This window comes from Mycobacterium sp. IDUB_3 (genome assembly GCF_055419585.1).
This window is the reverse complement of record NZ_JBVAXZ010000001.1, coordinates 1,642,894-1,659,615: the sequence shown is the minus strand read 5'-3', so window position 1 is coordinate 1,659,615 and position 16,722 is coordinate 1,642,894. Positions and strand designations below refer to the sequence as shown.

The 16,722-nt window shown below is 67.2% G+C and carries 9 protein-coding genes; 6 read left to right on the top strand and 3 right to left on the bottom strand.

Annotation, left to right across the window (positions count from 1 at the left end; all coding sequences use genetic code 11):
- Positions 1-5 precede the first annotated feature (5 nt).
- The gene (locus ACZYVJ_RS07180; RefSeq protein ID WP_463830378.1) at positions 6-2,099 is read right to left on the bottom strand and encodes an alpha-1,4-glucan--maltose-1-phosphate maltosyltransferase; all 2,094 of its coding nucleotides are present in this window, start codon (positions 2,097-2,099) and stop codon (positions 6-8) included.
- Positions 2,100-2,326: 227 nt separating this feature from the next.
- Here ACZYVJ_RS07180 and glgP point away from each other — a divergent pair, with 227 nt between their 5' ends.
- The 5 genes from glgP to ACZYVJ_RS07155 all read left to right on the top strand — a co-directional run bounded on the left by glgP (position 2,327) and on the right by ACZYVJ_RS07155 (position 12,951).
- Positions 2,327-4,951, top strand: a complete 2,625-nt coding sequence (gene glgP, locus ACZYVJ_RS07175; protein ID WP_463830377.1) for an alpha-glucan family phosphorylase — start codon at positions 2,327-2,329, stop codon at positions 4,949-4,951.
- 661 nt (positions 4,952-5,612) lie between these two features.
- The gene (locus tag ACZYVJ_RS07170) at positions 5,613-6,515 is read left to right on the top strand and encodes a DegV family protein (protein WP_463830376.1); all 903 of its coding nucleotides are present in this window, start codon (positions 5,613-5,615) and stop codon (positions 6,513-6,515) included.
- 83 nt (positions 6,516-6,598) lie between these two features.
- Complete coding sequence (locus tag ACZYVJ_RS07165) at positions 6,599-7,489, top strand: DegV family protein (protein WP_463830375.1); 891 nt, start codon at positions 6,599-6,601, stop codon at positions 7,487-7,489.
- 152 nt (positions 7,490-7,641) lie between these two features.
- Positions 7,642-8,505, top strand: coding sequence for a DegV family protein (locus ACZYVJ_RS07160; protein ID WP_463830374.1), 864 nt, complete (start codon positions 7,642-7,644; stop codon positions 8,503-8,505).
- A 3-nt stretch (positions 8,506-8,508) separates the two neighbouring features.
- Positions 8,509-12,951, top strand: a complete 4,443-nt coding sequence (locus tag ACZYVJ_RS07155) for a protein kinase domain-containing protein (RefSeq protein WP_463830373.1) — start codon at positions 8,509-8,511, stop codon at positions 12,949-12,951.
- 3 nt (positions 12,952-12,954) lie between these two features.
- On the opposite strand, the gene ACZYVJ_RS07150 is transcribed toward ACZYVJ_RS07155, so the two are convergent.
- Entirely contained in the window at positions 12,955-14,943 is a 1,989-nt protein-coding gene (locus ACZYVJ_RS07150) for an ATP-dependent DNA helicase (RefSeq protein WP_463830372.1), read from the bottom strand.
- 73 nt (positions 14,944-15,016) lie between these two features.
- A complete protein-coding gene (locus ACZYVJ_RS07145) occupies positions 15,017-16,333 on the bottom strand; it encodes a nicotinate phosphoribosyltransferase (protein WP_463830371.1) in 1,317 nt (438 codons plus the stop codon).
- A gap of 66 nt (positions 16,334-16,399) precedes the next feature.
- Here ACZYVJ_RS07145 and clpS point away from each other — a divergent pair, with 66 nt between their 5' ends.
- Complete coding sequence (clpS, locus tag ACZYVJ_RS07140) at positions 16,400-16,705, top strand: ATP-dependent Clp protease adapter ClpS (RefSeq protein WP_066993518.1); 306 nt, start codon at positions 16,400-16,402, stop codon at positions 16,703-16,705.
- Positions 16,706-16,722: the final 17 nt, after the last annotated feature.

Genomic DNA, 16,722 nt, shown 5'->3' with positions numbered 1-16,722 from the left:
GCGTTTCATCGCCTGCGTAGCAGTGTCATTCGTGAGTCATGCGGTATGAGCGGCATGTTGATGATGTGTGCGACCGCCCTCCCGGGGTCGAGCCGGACATAATTGGCCTGTCCCCATTGGAATTCCTGGCCGGTGATCTCGTCGCGCACCCAAAAACGCTCGTATGGCTCCATACCCAAAGCGGCCATATCTAAAAACAGCGTCGCCTCCTCGGCGCCGTACGCGTTGAGCGTCACCACCACCAACACGCAGTCGCCGGTCGCCGGGTCGAACTTGGAATAGGCGAGCAACGCGTCGTTGTCCACGCTGTGGAAATGGATGGTGCGCAGCTGCTCCAGCGCCGGATGTAGGCGGCGAATTGCGTTGAGCTGCGCGATGAACGGCTCAAGCGACCGGCCTTCGGCGAGCGCACCCGCGAAATCGCGGGGCCGCAACTCGTACTTCTCCGAGTCCAGGTACTCCTCGCTGCCCTCCCGCACCGCGCGGTGTTCGAACAGTTCGTAGCCCGAATACACGCCCCACGCCGGCCCCATGGTCGCCGCCAGCACCGCGCGGATGGCGAACATGCCGGGCCCGTTGTGTTGCAGGATCGCGTGCAGGATGTCGGGGGTGTTGACGAACAGGTTGGGCCGGCGGAAGTCGGCGAGGTTGGCGATATCGTTGCCGAATTCGGTCAGCTCCCACTTCGCCGTGCGCCAGGTGAAGTAGCTGTAGGACTGGGTGAAGCCCAGTTTCGCCAGGCCGTACTGCCGGGCCGGCGGGGTGAACGCCTCGGACAAGAACAGCACGTCGGGATCGATGGCCTTGACCGTCGCGATCAGCCAGGCCCAGAAATCCGGCGGCTTGGTGTGCGGATTGTCGACGCGAAAGAACTTGACGCCGTGGTCCATCCAGTGCCGGACCACCCGCAGCACCTCGTCGTAGAGGCCGGCCGGGTCGTTGTCGAAATTGATCGGATAGATGTCCTGGTATTTCTTCGGCGGGTTTTCCGCGTAAGCGATGGTTCCGTCCGGCAATTCGGTGAACCAGTTGCGATGGTCGCGCGCCCAGGGGTGATCCGGCGCGCACTGCAGCGCCAGGTCCAGCGCGACCTCCATGCCCAGCTCGCGCGTCGCGGCGACGAAGGCGTCGAAATCCTCGATGGTGCCCAGATCCGGGTGCACGGCGTCGTGGCCGCCCTCGTCACTGCCGATCGCCCAGGGCGATCCCACATCTCCGGGGGCGGCGGCGGGGGAGTTGTTGCGCCCCTTGCGATGTACCTTGCCAATCGGGTGGATCGGCGGCAGGTAGACGACGTCGAAGCCCATTGCCGCGATGCGCGGAAGCTGGGCGGCGGCCGTGGCGAAGGTGCCGTGCACGGGATTACCCTCGGCGTCCCACCCGCCGGTCGAGCGGGGAAACATCTCGTACCAGGAGCCGAACCGGGCCAGTGGCCGGTCCACCCAGACGCCGTACTGCTCGCCCCGGGTGACCAGATCGCGCAACGGATAGTCGGCCAGGATTTCCTCGATCTCCGGCCCCAGCGCCAGCGCGGTCCGCGTCACCGGGTCGCCGGGCTTGCGCAACGCGGTGGCAGCGGCCAGCAGCGGTTCGCGCAATGCGCGCGGCACGCCCGTCGCCGCGCGCTCGAACAGCCCCGCCCCGACCAGGAGATCGTTGGATAGTTCGGTCTCGCCCTGGCCCGCGTCCAGTTTGGCGATCACCCCGTGGCGCCATGAATGGATCGGGTCGCCCCACCCGTCGACCCGGAACGTCCACAACCCGACCTGATCGGGGGTGAACTGACCGTGGAAAACGTAGGGCTCCAGGCCCATCGTCATCGGCAGCAGCAGCGGTTTGATCCGTTGCTGGTCCACCTTGCCGTCGCGTTCGGTCAGCGGCTTTTCCGGGGCCTGAACCGCCTTGACGCGGCGGGTCTCGGTTACCTGCGGATAGCCGGGTCCGAGGTAGCGCACGACCAGGGTCGCCGCGACCGCCTCGTGGCCTTCCCGCCATACCGCGGCGCTGACCGGCACGACTTCGCCGACCACGGCTTTCGCGGGATACGCGCCACAGGAAACGACCGGCTGGACATCATCGATCTCGACACGACCGGGCACCACCACTCCGTTCCGATTGTGTGCGGCCGATCCCGCGGTGTGCTCCGTGCGGAATGCCGCTCGTCGGGAAACTTCCTGTCGTGGGGAAACTTTCTGTATGGGGAGGCATCGTTGCGACCCCGATAACTACCCGATACCCACCCTAGTCATCGGTCACACACCGGCGGCCGAAAGCGGCCCTTCCCGCCGCAGTGCGCGGGCCGGGAACCTCAGTAAGGTAGGAACGCGTGAAAGCCCTCCGCCGGTTTACCGTCCGTGCTCACCTTCCGGAGCGCCTGACCGCGCTGGACCAGCTGTCGACCAACCTGCGATGGTCGTGGGACCAACCCACCCAGGAGCTTTTCGCGACCATCGACCCCGAGCTCTGGGTGCGGTGCGCCAGTGATCCGGTGGCGTTGCTGGGCGCGGTGAGCCCGGCACGGCTCGACGAGCTGGCGATGGACGAGGCGTTCCTGGGCCGGCTCGACGCGCTGGCTGCGGATCTGAACGATTACCTGAGCCGCCCGTTGTGGTACCAGCAGCGGCAGGAGCAGGGCGCCGAAATGCCGGCCGCAATCGCCTACTTCTCGATGGAGTTCGGCATCGCCGAAGTGTTACCCAACTACTCCGGTGGCCTGGGAATCCTCGCCGGCGACCACCTGAAGTCCGCGTCCGATCTGGGCGTGCCGCTGGTCGCGGTGGGGCTCTACTACCGGTCCGGCTACTTCCGTCAGTCGTTGACCGCCGACGGCTGGCAGAACGAGACCTACCCCTCGCTGGACCCGCAGGGCCTGCCGTTGCGGCTGCTGACCGATGCGACCGGCGAGCCCGCCCTGGTCGAGCTGATGCTGCCCGACTCCGCGCAGCTGCACGCCCGGATCTGGGTCGCGCAGGTCGGCCGGGTTCCGCTGTTGTTGCTGGATTCCGACGTCCCGGAGAACGAGCACGACCTGCGTAGCGTGACCGACCGCCTGTACGGGGGTGACCAGGAACACCGGATGAGGCAGGAGATCCTGGCCGGCATCGGCGGGGTGCGGGCGATCCGTGCCTTCACCGACATCCACGGCCTGCCCGCACCCGAGGTGTTCCACATGAACGAGGGCCACGCGGGTTTCCTCGGAGCGGAACGAATCCGCGAGCTGATGACCGGTCCGGGATTGGACTTCGACACTGCGCTGACGGTGGTGCGCTCCAGCACGGTGTTCACCACCCACACCCCGGTACCCGCCGGCATCGACCGGTTCCCCATCGAGATGGTGCGGCTGTACTTCGACGATCACGCCCGCGAGAAGGCCGCGACATCCGATGCCACGCCGGTGTTGCTGCCCGGCGTTCCGACGGCCCGCATCCTGGCGCTCGGCGCCGAGGACGACCCCACCAAGTTCAACATGGCGCACATGGGTCTGCGGCTGGCCCAGCGCGCCAACGGTGTGTCGTCGCTGCACGGCCGGGTGAGCCGGTCGATGTTCAACGAACTGTGGCCCGGCTTCGACGCGAGTGAGGTGCCGATCGGCTCGATTACCAACGGAGTTCACGCGCGCACGTGGGCGGCCCCGCAGTGGCTGCAGCTGGGCCATGAGCTGGCCGGGTCGGATTCGTTCAGCGATCCGGGGGTGTGGCTGCGCCTCAAGCAGGTCGACGCGGGCCACCTGTGGTGGATCCGCTCGCAGCTGAGGTCCCTGCTCGTGGACGACGTCCGGCAGCGGCTGCGTCGCTCCTGGCTGGAACGGGGCGCCTCGGACGCCGAATTGGGTTGGATTGCAACGGCATTCGACCCAGAGGTGCTGACCATCGGCTTCGCCCGGCGGGTGCCGACCTACAAGCGGCTGACCCTGATGCTGCGTGATCCGCATCGGCTGGAACGCCTGCTGCTCGACTCGGAACGGCCCATTCAGGTGATTGTCGCCGGGAAATCGCACCCGGCCGACGATGGCGGCAAGGCGCTGATCCAGCAGGTGGTGCGCTTCGCCGACCGGCCCGAGGTGCGCCACCGCATCGCGTTTCTGCCCGACTACGACATGTCCATGGCGCGGCTGCTGTATTGGGGCTGCGACGTGTGGCTGAACAATCCGCTGCGGCCGTTGGAGGCTTGCGGCACTTCGGGAATGAAGAGCGCACTGAACGGCGGGCTGAACCTGTCCATCCGCGACGGCTGGTGGGACGAATGGTACGACGGCGAAAACGGTTGGGAGATACCGTCTGCCGACGGTGTGACCGACGAGGACCGGCGCGACGACCTGGAATCCAGCGGGCTCTACACGCTGCTGGAAGAGGCCGTGGCACCGAAGTTCTACGAACGCGATGAACACGGCGTGCCGCCCCGCTGGATCGAGATGGTGCGCCACACGGTGCAGACGCTCGGTCCAAAAGTGTTGGCGTCGCGCATGGTTCGCGACTACGTCGAGCAGTACTACACGCCCGCCGCGCAGTCGCTGCGCAAGACGATCGCACCGGCCGACGGGGCGGGCGGCGGTGAGTTCGGCGCGGCCCGTGAACTGGCGGCCTACCGCCGGCGCGCCCAGGAGGCCTGGCCCAAGATCGTCATCACCGACGTGGACAGCACCGGCCTGCCGGACACCCCCGTGCTCGGCTCCAAGCTGACCCTGACCGCCACCGTGCAGCTGGCCGGCCTGGCGCCCGACGAGGTCACCGTCCAGGCGGTGGTGGGCCGCGTCGACGCCAGCGACGCGCTGCTGGAGCCGATCACCGTCGAGATGTCCTACACCGGCACCGCCGAGGGCGGCAACCAGGTCTTCTCGACGACGACGCCGCTGCCGCTGGCGGGATCGGTCGGCTACACAGTGCGCGTGCTGCCGCACAACCCAATGCTTGCGGCCGGCAACGAGCTCGGTTTGGTCACGCTCGCGCGATAGCCGGCGATCCAAAGCGGGTAAAGCGCTGTCGACCTATTGAATTGCCCTCGCGCGCAATGGTTTTTGCGGCTGGCCGCAGCCCGCGCTGTTGGTGGCTTCGAGGACAACGTGAGGTACTGGAGTGCTGCCGGCCGGATCGTAGCCGTGCTCAGCCGCGCACCGGGCGCTGCTTACTAATTTGCACAACAGTAATAAGTAGATTTTCGAACTCAACACGGGCGGTTGAGCGACAATTGCGACGCGGTCAGAGTCGCAACAGCCTCACAGTGGAGGTGCGCCATGACGCACAGAATTGCTGTCACAGCACGGACGCCCCTGAGGCGCCCGGCGGAGGGCGCGACGACGAACGAGCATGACCCGGCCGGCGGAGTCGTCAATGGAAGCAGCGGATTGAGCCGCAGACGTCCCCGGACGGGCTGGCCCCCCGCCCCGCTCACTCGACGCCGGCAGCCCTCCCCGACGGCCGTGCTGCTGGGCGACCCGGCTACACCAGGCTCCGCCGCCCCGAGTGAGGACGCGAAGCGGTTGGCCGAGCGCCTCGCTGGATTGTTCGGCACCGAGCCGGAGTTCATTTCGGAGCTCAGCCCGGTGCTCGCAACACACACCGGTCCGGGGACGTTGGTGGCCGGAGGTCTTCCCCGAGCGGCATTGGAAGGTGCGTATGGCTGACGTCGCGGTGGTCACTGATAGCACTTGCTGCTTACCGGGTGCGCTTGTCGACAGCCTCGAAATCACGGTGGTGTCGCAGTATTTCGACGTTGGTGGCGGCGCCTCGCCCGAGGGTGGCCACGAGCTGCCTGGCCGCGGGCTGCGCGAGTCGGAGTGGGACGGTGATTTCGGACGGTTCTTTGCCGAACTGGACGCCTCGAAGACCATCGCGACGACGTCGCCGCCCACCATCGATGATTTTGTCGCGGCTTATGAACGGCTGTTGCTGCGGTACGGCGCTGTCGTCTCGGTGCTGATCTCGTCAAGCCTTAATCCGACCTGCTCGATGGCCCGCGAGGCAGCCGGACGGCTGAACTCTGGATGCCGCGGCGAGCGGGTGGTGGTGATCGACTCGGCCGGCGTGGCCGGCCACCTGGGTGTTCAAGTGCTGGCGGGCGCGCGCGCGGCCGCCGCGGGGGAAGACGCGTCGGGGGTCATCGCGGCGGTGCGCCGGGCGCGCCAGGAGGTCAGGCAGTGGTTCGTTGTCGACACGCTTGAGTATCTGCGGCGCGGCGGACGGATCGGCACCGCGGCCGCATGGCTCGGATCGGCGCTCGATCTGAAGCCGATCTTGATGATCGAATCCGAGATCAAAGCCGTCGAACGCGTGCGCACACGCAGGCGCGCTATTGAGCGGTTGGTCGAACTGATGCGGGAGCGCCGCGCGGTAGGCGCCGACCGGTGGTTCGTCACCCATACCTATGCGTACGAGGACGCGCAGCGGTTGGCAGAGCGTCTCGCCGTGCTGTTCGGCAGCGAGCCGCTGTTCATCTCCGAAGTCGGACCGGTGATCGCAACACACACCGGTCCGGGGACGGTATCGGCCGGTGGTCTTCCCGGGGCGGCGTTGGGTTAGTCACAGGTAAGAGATGCCGATGATGTGGATGTCGTTGTGCGAGTTGGGATTCGATGATGCGGGGATCGGCTTGGGAGGTGCATATGGCTGACGTCGCGGTGGTTACCGACAGCACCTGTGCGTTGCCGCGGGCGCTCGTCGAGAGCCTGGACATCACGGTGGTGTCGCTGTACTACGACATCACTGGTGCCGCATCGCCCACCGGCGGCCACGAGCTGCCTGGCCGTGGGGAGCGGGAGTCGGACTTCGATGGTGATTGGGCGCGGTTTTTTGCCGAACTGGACGCCTCGAAGACCGTCGCTACCACCGGGCCGCCCAAGGTCGAGGATTTCGTCACAGCCTATGAACGCCTGCTGCAGCAACACAGGGCCGTGGTCGCCGTCGTGCTTGGCTCAAACCTCTCCCCGACGTGTGAGTTCGCCCGGGAGGCAGCGGCGCGGGTGGACGGCGAGCGGATTGTGGTCATCGATTCGGCCGGCGTGGCCGGCCATCTGGGTTGTCAGGCGCTGGCGGCGGCGCGTGCCGCGGCCAAGGGAGCCGACCTGCGGGGCGTGACCGAGCAGGTACGCCGGGCGCGTCAGGAGGTCAGGCAATGGGTCCTCGTCGACACGCTTGAATATCTGAGGCGCGGCGGCCGGGTCGGCACCGCCGCTGCATGGATCGGATCGGCCCTCGACCTCAAGCCGATTCTGATGGTGGAATCAGAGATGAAGGCCGTCGAACGCGTGCGCACGTTCAAGCGCGGGGTCGAGCGGTTGGTTGAGCTGATGCAACAGCGCCGCGCTGTGGGCGCCGATCGATGGTTCGTCCAACACGCCCACGCGCACGAGGAGGCGCAGCGATTGGCCGAGCGTCTCGCTGGGCTGTTCGGCACCGAGCCGGAGTTCATCTCCGCGGTTGGACCGGTACTGGCAACTCATACGGGGCCGGGGATGGTGACGGTCGGCGGTCTTCCCAGCGCGGCGTTGGGTTAGCGAGCATTTCGCCGCAGATCCAGGATGCAGTCCAGTATTTGACGAAAGTCGCCAGACTGCCCCCGACGTCGAGTCTGCGGCAGTACGCTGTGCGGTTACAGGTCGTGGCTGGACACGAATCAGGGTGTTCGGGAACCGGCTGGAGTGCGCGCATGGCTGATGTCGCGGTGGTTACCGACAGCACTGGCTACCTGCCGCCTGCGCTCGTCGACAAGTTCGGTATCACGGTGGTGTCGCAGTATTACGACATTGGTGACGGGCCGCTGCGCGAGTCGGAGTTCGATGGTGATTTCGGACGGTTCTATGCGGAACTGGACGCTTCGAAGAACATCGCGAAGACATCGGCGCCTGCAGTCGAGGATTTCGTCGCCGTCTTTGACCGGCTGCTGGAGCAGCACAGCTCCGTTGTCTCGGTGCTGATCTCCTCGGGCATTTCCGAGACCTGCTCGATGGCTCGACAGGCGGCCGCCAAGCTAAAGGGCGAGGGTGGCGAGCGGGTGGTCGTAATCGACTCGGCTGGCTTCGGCGGGCACCTTGGGCTCCAGGCGCTGGCGGCAGCACGTGCCGCGGGCGAGGGAGCCGACCCCGAAGGCGTTGTCGAGCGGGTGCGGCAAGCCCGCCACGAAGTCAAGGGCTGGGGCTTGGTGGACACGCTCGAGTACCTCCGCCGAAGCAACAGGGTGGGAGCCGTGGCCGCATGGGTCGGATCGGCGCTCGACCTCAAACCGATCCTGACAATCGAATCGGAGCTCAAGGCCCTCGAGCGCGTACGCACCCACAAGCGAGGGGTCGAGCGGCTGATCGAACTGATGGCCCAGCGGCGCGCCGCGGGTGCCGATCGGTGGTTCGTCCAGCACGCATTTGCGCACGAGGAGGCAAAGCGGCTGGCCGAGCGTCTCGCCGAATTGTTCAGCACAGAGCCGGAGTTCATCTCGGAGATCGGACCCGTTGTTGCAACGCATGTCGGTCCAGGAACATTGGTGGTCGGCGGACTTCCGGGTGCGGCACTGAGGTAACCGATGGGTGCGCCCGCAAGTGTGGAGTGCAGCAGGTGTGGGGCTGGGAACCGGCCTCAGGCCAAGTTCTGCGGCAAGTGTGGCAGCCCGCTTGCGGTCGAGATTGCCTGCCCGGAGTGCGGCGCGCGCAATCCTGTCGGACAGCGTTTTTGCGACGAGTGCGGCACCGAGCTGAGCGCCCGGTCGGTACCGGCGCAGCCCGCGGGCCCGGCGGTACCCCGGACACTTGGAGACGGGCGTTACACGCTTGGTCGCCTGCTCGGTGAGGGTGCTGGCAAGCGGGTGTACCTGGCCCTCGACACTCGCCTGCAGCGCGAGGTGGCCGCCGCAGTATTCAAGGCCGGCGGCTCGGACGACAACGCCATGCGCCGTGCACGCCGGGAAGCTGAGGCGATGGCGAAACTTGGCGAACACGCCAACATCGTCAACGTCTACGACTTCGGCGACGAGCAAGGACAGCTATACCTGATCAGCCAGTACATGGCAGGCGGTGACCTCTACGGTCTGCTCTCAGTCGCAGCGGATCACCGACTCGCCGTCGAAGAGGTGGTCCGGATCGGCGGAGAAATCGCCAGCGGGCTCGCGCACGCACACGCCCATGGAGTGGTGCATCGTGATGTCAAGCCGCAAAACGTGTGGCTGGCACCCGACGGCACCGCCAAGATCGGAGATTTCGGGCTCGCGGTCGCAGAAGGCGCAACGCGGGTGACTGCCGTGGGGACGGTGATCGGAACCGTTGCCTATATGGCGCCCGAGCAGGCCCTCGGTCGCGGTTCCGACGCACGTTCGGACATCTACTCACTTGGCGCTCTCCTGTACGAATTGCTTTGTGGAGTAACACCTTTCGCGGGTGAGTCAGCGGCGGCGATTGTGTCCCAGCATGTTTCGGCCACTCCGGTCGTGCCAAGCGGGCATCGCTCCGGTCTTCCGGCACCACTCGACCAGTTGTTGCTCAGAATGCTGGCGAAGTCGCCGGAGGCCCGTCCCCAGCAAGCAGCGGAGGTTCGCGATGCCCTGGGGGCCATCGCCGCTGCGGCCAGCGGTGGCGATAGCGCGAACCAGGATATGGCGGCACTCGACCGGATCACCGACAGCACATTCCTCGGGCGAGAGCGGGAGACGCACGAGCTCCGCGCCGCGATTGATGATGCCGTGGGCCGCCGCGGCCGCACTGTGCTGATAAGTGGCGAATCGGGAATCGGCAAGACACGGCTTGCGTCGGAGGCCGCGGCATACGCCGCCCTTCGGGGAGCGCAGGTTCTGTGGGGCCGCTGCTATGCGGGTGCGGGTGCTCCCGCCTATTGGCCGTGGGTGCAGGTGATTCGCGATTATGCACGGGGTCACGACGCCGAGACGGTGGCTTCCGACCTGGGCTCCGGCGCGTTCGAGATCGCTCAAATCGTCTCCGAGATACGCGAGCGGATGCCGGAGATCTCCGAATCGCCACCGCTGGACGCTGAGCAGGCGCGCTTTCGGCTGTTCGATTCGGTGTCGCGGTTCCTGATCGGCGCTTCCGACCGCGCGCCACTAGCGATCTTCCTCGAAGACCTGCATCAGGCCGACCAACCATCGCTGATGCTGTTGGCGTTCGTCGTGCGCGAGCTGGCCCACTCACGCGTGATAGTGCTGGGCACTTACCGCGACGACGAGCTTCCCGACGACCACTACTTGAACGAAGTGCTCACCGCGCTCAGCAAGGAGCGGGGCCACGCCCGCATCAAGTTGCGGGGGCTCTCCGATCAACATGTCAAGGCGATGCTCGAGGCGGTACTGCAACAGCCGCTCGAGCGACGACACGAACTCGCACTTGCTGACGCCGTTTGCCGAGAGTCGGAGGGCAATCCGTACTTCGCCGAAGAGATCGTCCGCCACCTGATCGACTCGGAAGTGGTCGACTGGCGCGATGGCCGGTGGGTTACCAATATCCGGGACGGCGAGGAGCTGGGCATCCCTCGGGGTATCCACGAAGTGGTCTCCCGTCGGTTGGAGAAGTTGCCGACTGAAACGCTCGAGCTGCTCTCGACTGCGGCGGTCATCGGCCGTGAGTTCGATCTGCCGATCCTGACGCACATCAGTGGGCTGGAGGCAGACGCGGTGTTCGCGCAGTTGCAGCCAGCTCTCGATGGGGCGATCGTGCGGCAGGCTGCCAGCGAGGCGGGCCGGTACGGGTTCGCGCACGGCGCGACTCGGGACGCGCTGTATGACGACCTGCCCGCGCTGCGGCGCTCCCAGCTGCACATCGCTGCGGGCGAGGCGATCGAGGAGATCCACGAGGAACGGATCGAGTCCCATCTGTCTGCGATAGCTTTCCACTTCGCGAAGGCGGCTCCATACGGCGATGCTGCGAAGGCAGCCGACTACGCGTGGTGGGCGGGTGAGCGGGCGGCGGCGACGTATGCCTACGAAGACGCGGTGAGCCTCTACGCGACGGCGCTGCGGCTGTTCGACACGATCTCAGAGGTAGTGCCGCAACGCCGATGCGATCTGCTGCTGGCGCTCGGGGACGCCCGGTGGCGGGCCGGCGAAGCCGAAGGTGCTCGTAAGACATTCGGCGAGGCGGCGACGATCGCGCGGGAGTTGGCGCTGAATGACCACTACGCGCGGGCGGCGCTCGGATACGGCGGCGGTCCGGGCGGCTTCTCGATCACCGACCGGGCCGACGAACAGCTGCTGGCGATGTTGGATGAGTCGCTTGAGGTGCTGCCCGCGCGGGACAGCGCGCTTCGAGTGACAGTCCTTTCCCGGCTGGCCCTCGAGCTTCGCTGCAAGGGCGCGCTGGCAGAAGCCGACCGGGCCAGTGCACAGGCTATCGAGATGGCCGAACGCGTCGGTGATACCAAGATCTTGCTGCTGGCCATGCACAGCCGGCAGTGGTCGACCTTGGGTCCCGACCGAATCGAAGAGGCGATCGCGTCGGGCGAGGAGATGGCGCGGCTCGCTCGGATCGTAGGTGACCGCGACATGGAGTTCGAGGGCCACCAGTTGCGGCTGATTGCGCTTGCCCAGCTGGGCGACTTCCGGGCGGTCGATCAGGAGATCACCACGTGTGACCGGCTGGCCAACGAACTGCGCCAGCCGCGCTATCTGTGGCAGGTTGCGGTGTTCCGCACGATGCGAGCGCTGATGCAGGGCCGATACAAGGAGTCGGAGCGTCTCGCGCGGACAGCGCTGTCGATCGGCCAGCGCGCCGAGCGCGAGGTGGCAGCAGTCGTCTTTGGCGCGCATTCGTTTCTGACCCGGCTCGCGGATGGCACCCTCGAACAGCTGCGTGACGTCGGCCGCGAAGCCGCCGCGCGCTACGGGCAGGCGTGGCCCGCATCGTATGTGTGGTTGCTGACCGAAATCGGCCAGCTCGATGAGGCTCGCGCCAGGTTCGCCGAGCTTACGGCCGACGGCTTCGAGGCGCTCCGACGCGGCAGCGATTGGTTGACGTCGGTCTGCGTGCTCTCGATGGCGTCCATCCCGATCGGTGATCGAGAAGCTGCCAACGCACTCTACGAGCTGCTGGTGCCCTATGAAGACTGCTGCACACTGTTTTTGGCCGGCGCCGGGTGCCTCGGCTCCAACCACACGTTCCTCGCCTTCGCCGCCGCGGCGGCGGACCGCCATGAGGACGCGGTGCATCACTTCGAGCTGGCCCTTACGCGTAATGCGGAGATCGGCTGTGACTACGTGACGCCTCGAATCTGTTACGAGTACGCGCGCATGCTGCTCACATCCGAGCCGGCGAATCGGGACAAGGCAATGGGCCTGATCGACCACGGAAACGGCGTCGCACAGCGCAACGGCATGCGGGGCGAGGTCGAGCGACTCCTGCGATTGCGCCGAGAGCACGAGGTGAAGCGGGAACAGAGGCCGATGCAGGGGTGGTCGGTAATTGACGACGTTGCAGAGTCCGTCGAGGCGGACCGCCCCGACCTCAGCAAGGTGGCCGCTCCTGACGGAACGGTCACGATTATGTTCTCGGACATCGAAGGCTCGACGGCACTTGCCGAGCAACTCGGCGACGAGCGCTGGCTGAAGCTTTTGCACCGCCATAACGCGGTCATCCGTCGCCAACTAGCTGCCCACAGTGGCTTCGAGGTCAAATCACAGGGCGACGGGTTCATGGTCGCCTTCGCCAGCGCCCGCAGCGCGCTCCGCTGCGCAATCGCAATCCAGCGTGATTTGGCGGCGTACCGCGATCAGTCCGGTAGTCAGGTTCTGCGCGTGCGGATCGGACTCCACACCGGAGAGGTGATTCGCGAGCAGGAGGACTTCTTCGGGCACACGGTGATCCTCGCGGCTCGCATCGGGGCGAGAGCACATGGAAACGGAATCCTCGTCTCGGCGGTGCTCCGTGGCCTGGTCGCAGGCAGTCACGAGTTCCAGTTCGGCGAAACGCGCGAGGAACACCTTAAAGGCCTGCAGGATCCCCAACGCGTTTATGAGGTCTGCTGGGGGTGAGGCTCAGGCCGACAGGCCCTCCGGCGTGCTGCGCAGGCGCTGCAGCGCCTGGCGCACCTGCTCCCCGTCGGTGGTCTGCCAGAACGGCGGCAACGAGGCCCGCAGGTAGCCGCCGTAGCCGGCGGTGACCATGCGTGAGTCGAGCACCGCGACCACCCCGCGATCGGTGACGCGGCGCAACAGCCGCCCCGATCCCTGCGCCAGCAGCAGCGCCGCGTGGTTGGCCGCGACGGCCATGAATCCGTTGCCGCCCCGCGCGGCGACCGCGCGCTGACGCGCACCCAGCAGGGGGTCGTCGGGCCGGGGAAACGGGATGCGGTCGATCAGCACCAACGACAGCGACGGCCCGGGCACATCGACGCCCTGCCAGAGCGACAGCGTGCCGAACAGGGACGTCTGCGGGTCGGCGCTGAACTGCTCGACGAGCGCCGACGTGCTGTCGTCGCCCTGGCACAGCACCGGCGTCGAGAGGCGTTCGCGCATGGCCTCGGCGGCCGCCCGGGCCGCGCGCATCGACGAGAACAAGCCCAGGGTGCGCCCGTCGGCGGCGGCGATGAGTCCGGCGATTTCGCTCAGCTGCTCGGCCGAGCCGGTGCCGTCGCGTCCGGGTGGGGGCAGGTGCGCGGCCACATACAGGATTCCGGCTTTGGCGTGCTGGAACGGCGAACCGACGTCCAGGCCGCGCCACCGCGCGTCGGCGTCATCCTCGGACGCCAGTCCCCACGCCGAGGCCATGGAGTCGAACGACCCGCCGATGGTCAGCGTCGCCGACGTCAGCACCACCGTCGAACGCGAGAACACCCGCGACCGCAGCAGCCCCGCGACCGACAGCGGCGCCACGCGCAACACCGGACGCGACGAACCCCTGATCTCCTCGTGCTCCAGCCACACCACGTCCGTGCGGTCGGGGATGGCCGGGCCGAACGACTCCAGCACGCGCGACGCCGTGTCCGAGATCTCGCTCAGTGCCGCAACGGCTTCGGCGCGCGCCGACGCCGCCTTGGGGTCGTTGGTGGTGTCGATCGCCGAACGTGCCGCGGTCGCCACGTCGCGCAGCGCCGTCAGGTAGGTCGCCAGCTCGTCGTCGATGCGGTCGATGCGGCCCGGCGTGCCGTCGTGGATGAGCGAGGCGAAGTTCGCCGTCGTCGCCTCCAGGCGCTGCACCAATTCCGGGTCGACGAGCCGGGCGATCCGCCGGGCCGCCACCCCGAGCGAGGCCGACGTCAACTCCGCGGTGGCCACTGATGTCACCCGGTCCACCAGCTCGTGTGCTTCGTCGACGACCAGCAGCGCATGCTCGGGCAGCACCGCCGATTCCGCGACGGCGTCGATGGCCAGCAGCGCATGGTTGGTGACTACGACGTCGGCGCGGCCGGCCTGGGCCCTGGCCCGTTCGGAGAAGCACTCGGTGCCGAACGGGCAGCGTGCCACGCCGAGGCATTCCCGCGCGGAAACGCTGACCTGCGACCAGGATCGGTCCGGGACGCCGGGTTTCAGGTCGTCGCGATCACCCGATTCGGTGCTCGAGGCCCATTCGGTGAGCCGCTGCACGTCGCGGCCCAACGCGCTGACCGCGATCGGGCTGAAGAGTTCCTCCTGCGGCCGGTCGTCGCCTTCATCGCCGTCGGCGGCCCCGCCGTTATGAATCTTGTTCAAGCACAGATAGTTTCGCCTGCCCTTGAGCAACGCGAACTGCGGGCGGCGCGGCAGCGCATCGGCCAGCGCATCGACCAGCCGCGGCAAGTCACGGTCGACGAGCTGGCGCTGCAGAGCGATCGTGGCCGTGGACACGACGACGGGGGAGTCGTCTTCAATGGCGTGCACGATCGCGGGCACCAGATACGCGAGCGACTTGCCGGTGCCGGTGCCGGCCTGCACCACCAGGTGCTCCTCGGTGGCGAAGGCGCGCGCCACCGCGGCGGCCATCTCCTGCTGGCCGTCGCGTTCACTGCCGCCGAGCGCGGCCACAGCGGTGGCCAGCAGCTCGGACACGGAAACGTCGGACGTGGCTACCCTCTTCGCTGTTCGGGGCGGCGCTCGCGCCGCGGCATCTTTTCGGGCGGTGCTAGCGCCGGCCGGCGGGAATCTGCGTCGTCGTGACCGCGGGATCGCCGTGCGACAAGTTCAATCCCTCCCACGGCAGACTGCGCAGCCCGGAAGTTACCAGTTCGCGCGCCGCGGCGAGGTTCGGTTTGGACACCAGTTCTCCAGCGCGGACCAGCGGGACGGTCAACACCCGGGCCGGATCGGAGACGGCGGGCTGGTGGCCGGCGGGATACACTACCTCCTCGGTGATGATGCCCGAACCGCGCGACAGGCGCAGCGCCTCCTTGCGCCCGCCGTGAGATCCCTTATGGCTGCTGCGCTTCTGCACCGGCAAGCCGTCCACCTCGACGAGTTTGTACACCATGTTCGCCGTCGGGGCGCCCGAGCCCGTCACCAGCGACGTGCCCACGCCGTAACTGTCCACCGGCTCGGCGGCCAGGGCGGCGATGGAGAACTCGTCGAGGTCGCCGGAGACCACGATGCGGGTACCGGTGGCCCCCAGCCTGTCGAGCTGTTCACGCACCTGGCGGGCCAGCACACCCAGCTCGCCGGAGTCGATGCGCACCGCACCGAGCCCGGTGCCGGCGGCGGCCACCGCATTGGCCACACCCGTCGTCACGTCATAGGTGTCCACCAGCAGGGTGGTGTCCACGCCGAGCGCGTCGACCTGCGCCCGGAAAGCGGCCAATTCGGTCGATTCCGTGTGGGAGCCGGCACGGGCATGCAGCATGGTGAACGCGTGCGCGGAGGTGCCCTCGGCGGGTATCCCGTAGCAGCGCTGGGCTTCCAGATTGGACGACGCCGCGAAGCCGGCTAGGTAGGCGGCGCGGGCCGCGGCGACGGCCGCCTGCTCGTGCGTGCGCCGCGACCCCATCTCGATCAGCGGGCGTCCCCGCGCCGCGCTGACCATGCGCGCCGCGGCGGACGCGACCGCGGTGTCGTGATTGAAAATCGACAGCGCCAGTGTCTCAAGCACCACGCATTCGGCGAACGTCCCGCTCACCGACAGCACCGGGGAGCCGGGGAAGTACAGCTCGCCTTCGGCGTAGCCGTCGATGTCACCGCCGAACCGGAATTCGCGCAAGTACCGCAATGTGTGCGGGTCGAGAAATTGCCCCAGCGATTGGCATGCCTGGTCATCGAAGGTGAACTGCGGCAGCGCTTCGAGCAGCCGGCCGGTCCCGGCGACCACACCGTAGCGGCGGCCCTCGGGGAGCCGGCGGGCGAAGAGCTCGAACGTTGTCCGCCGGTCGGCGCTGCCGTCTCGCAGCGCCGCCGCCAACATCGTCAGCTCGTACTTGTCGGTCAGCAGCCCAGTAACGACCGGGTCGTTCATTCCATAAAGGTATCGGCTGCGATCGGGGCTCGGAAACGTCGTCCGACCCTCGGTATCGTGTAGGCCATGGTTGTTATGTCAGCGCCCACTAAGCCGGGCACTACAGGACAACGAGAGTCCGCTCCGGTAGAGGTCACGGCGAGTCCGTGGGTCACGATCGTCTGGGATGACCCGGTGAACCTGATGACCTACGTGACGTATGTGTTCCAGAAGTTGTTCGGCTACAGCGAGCCGCACGCCACCAAGCTGATGCTGCAGGTGCACAACGAAGGAAAGGCCGTGGTGTCCGCCGGCAGCCGGGAGTCCATGGAAGTCGATGTGTCGAAGCTGCACGCCGCCGGTTTGTGGGCGACCATGCAGCAGGACCGCTGAAGCTTGAGGCGCTGGCG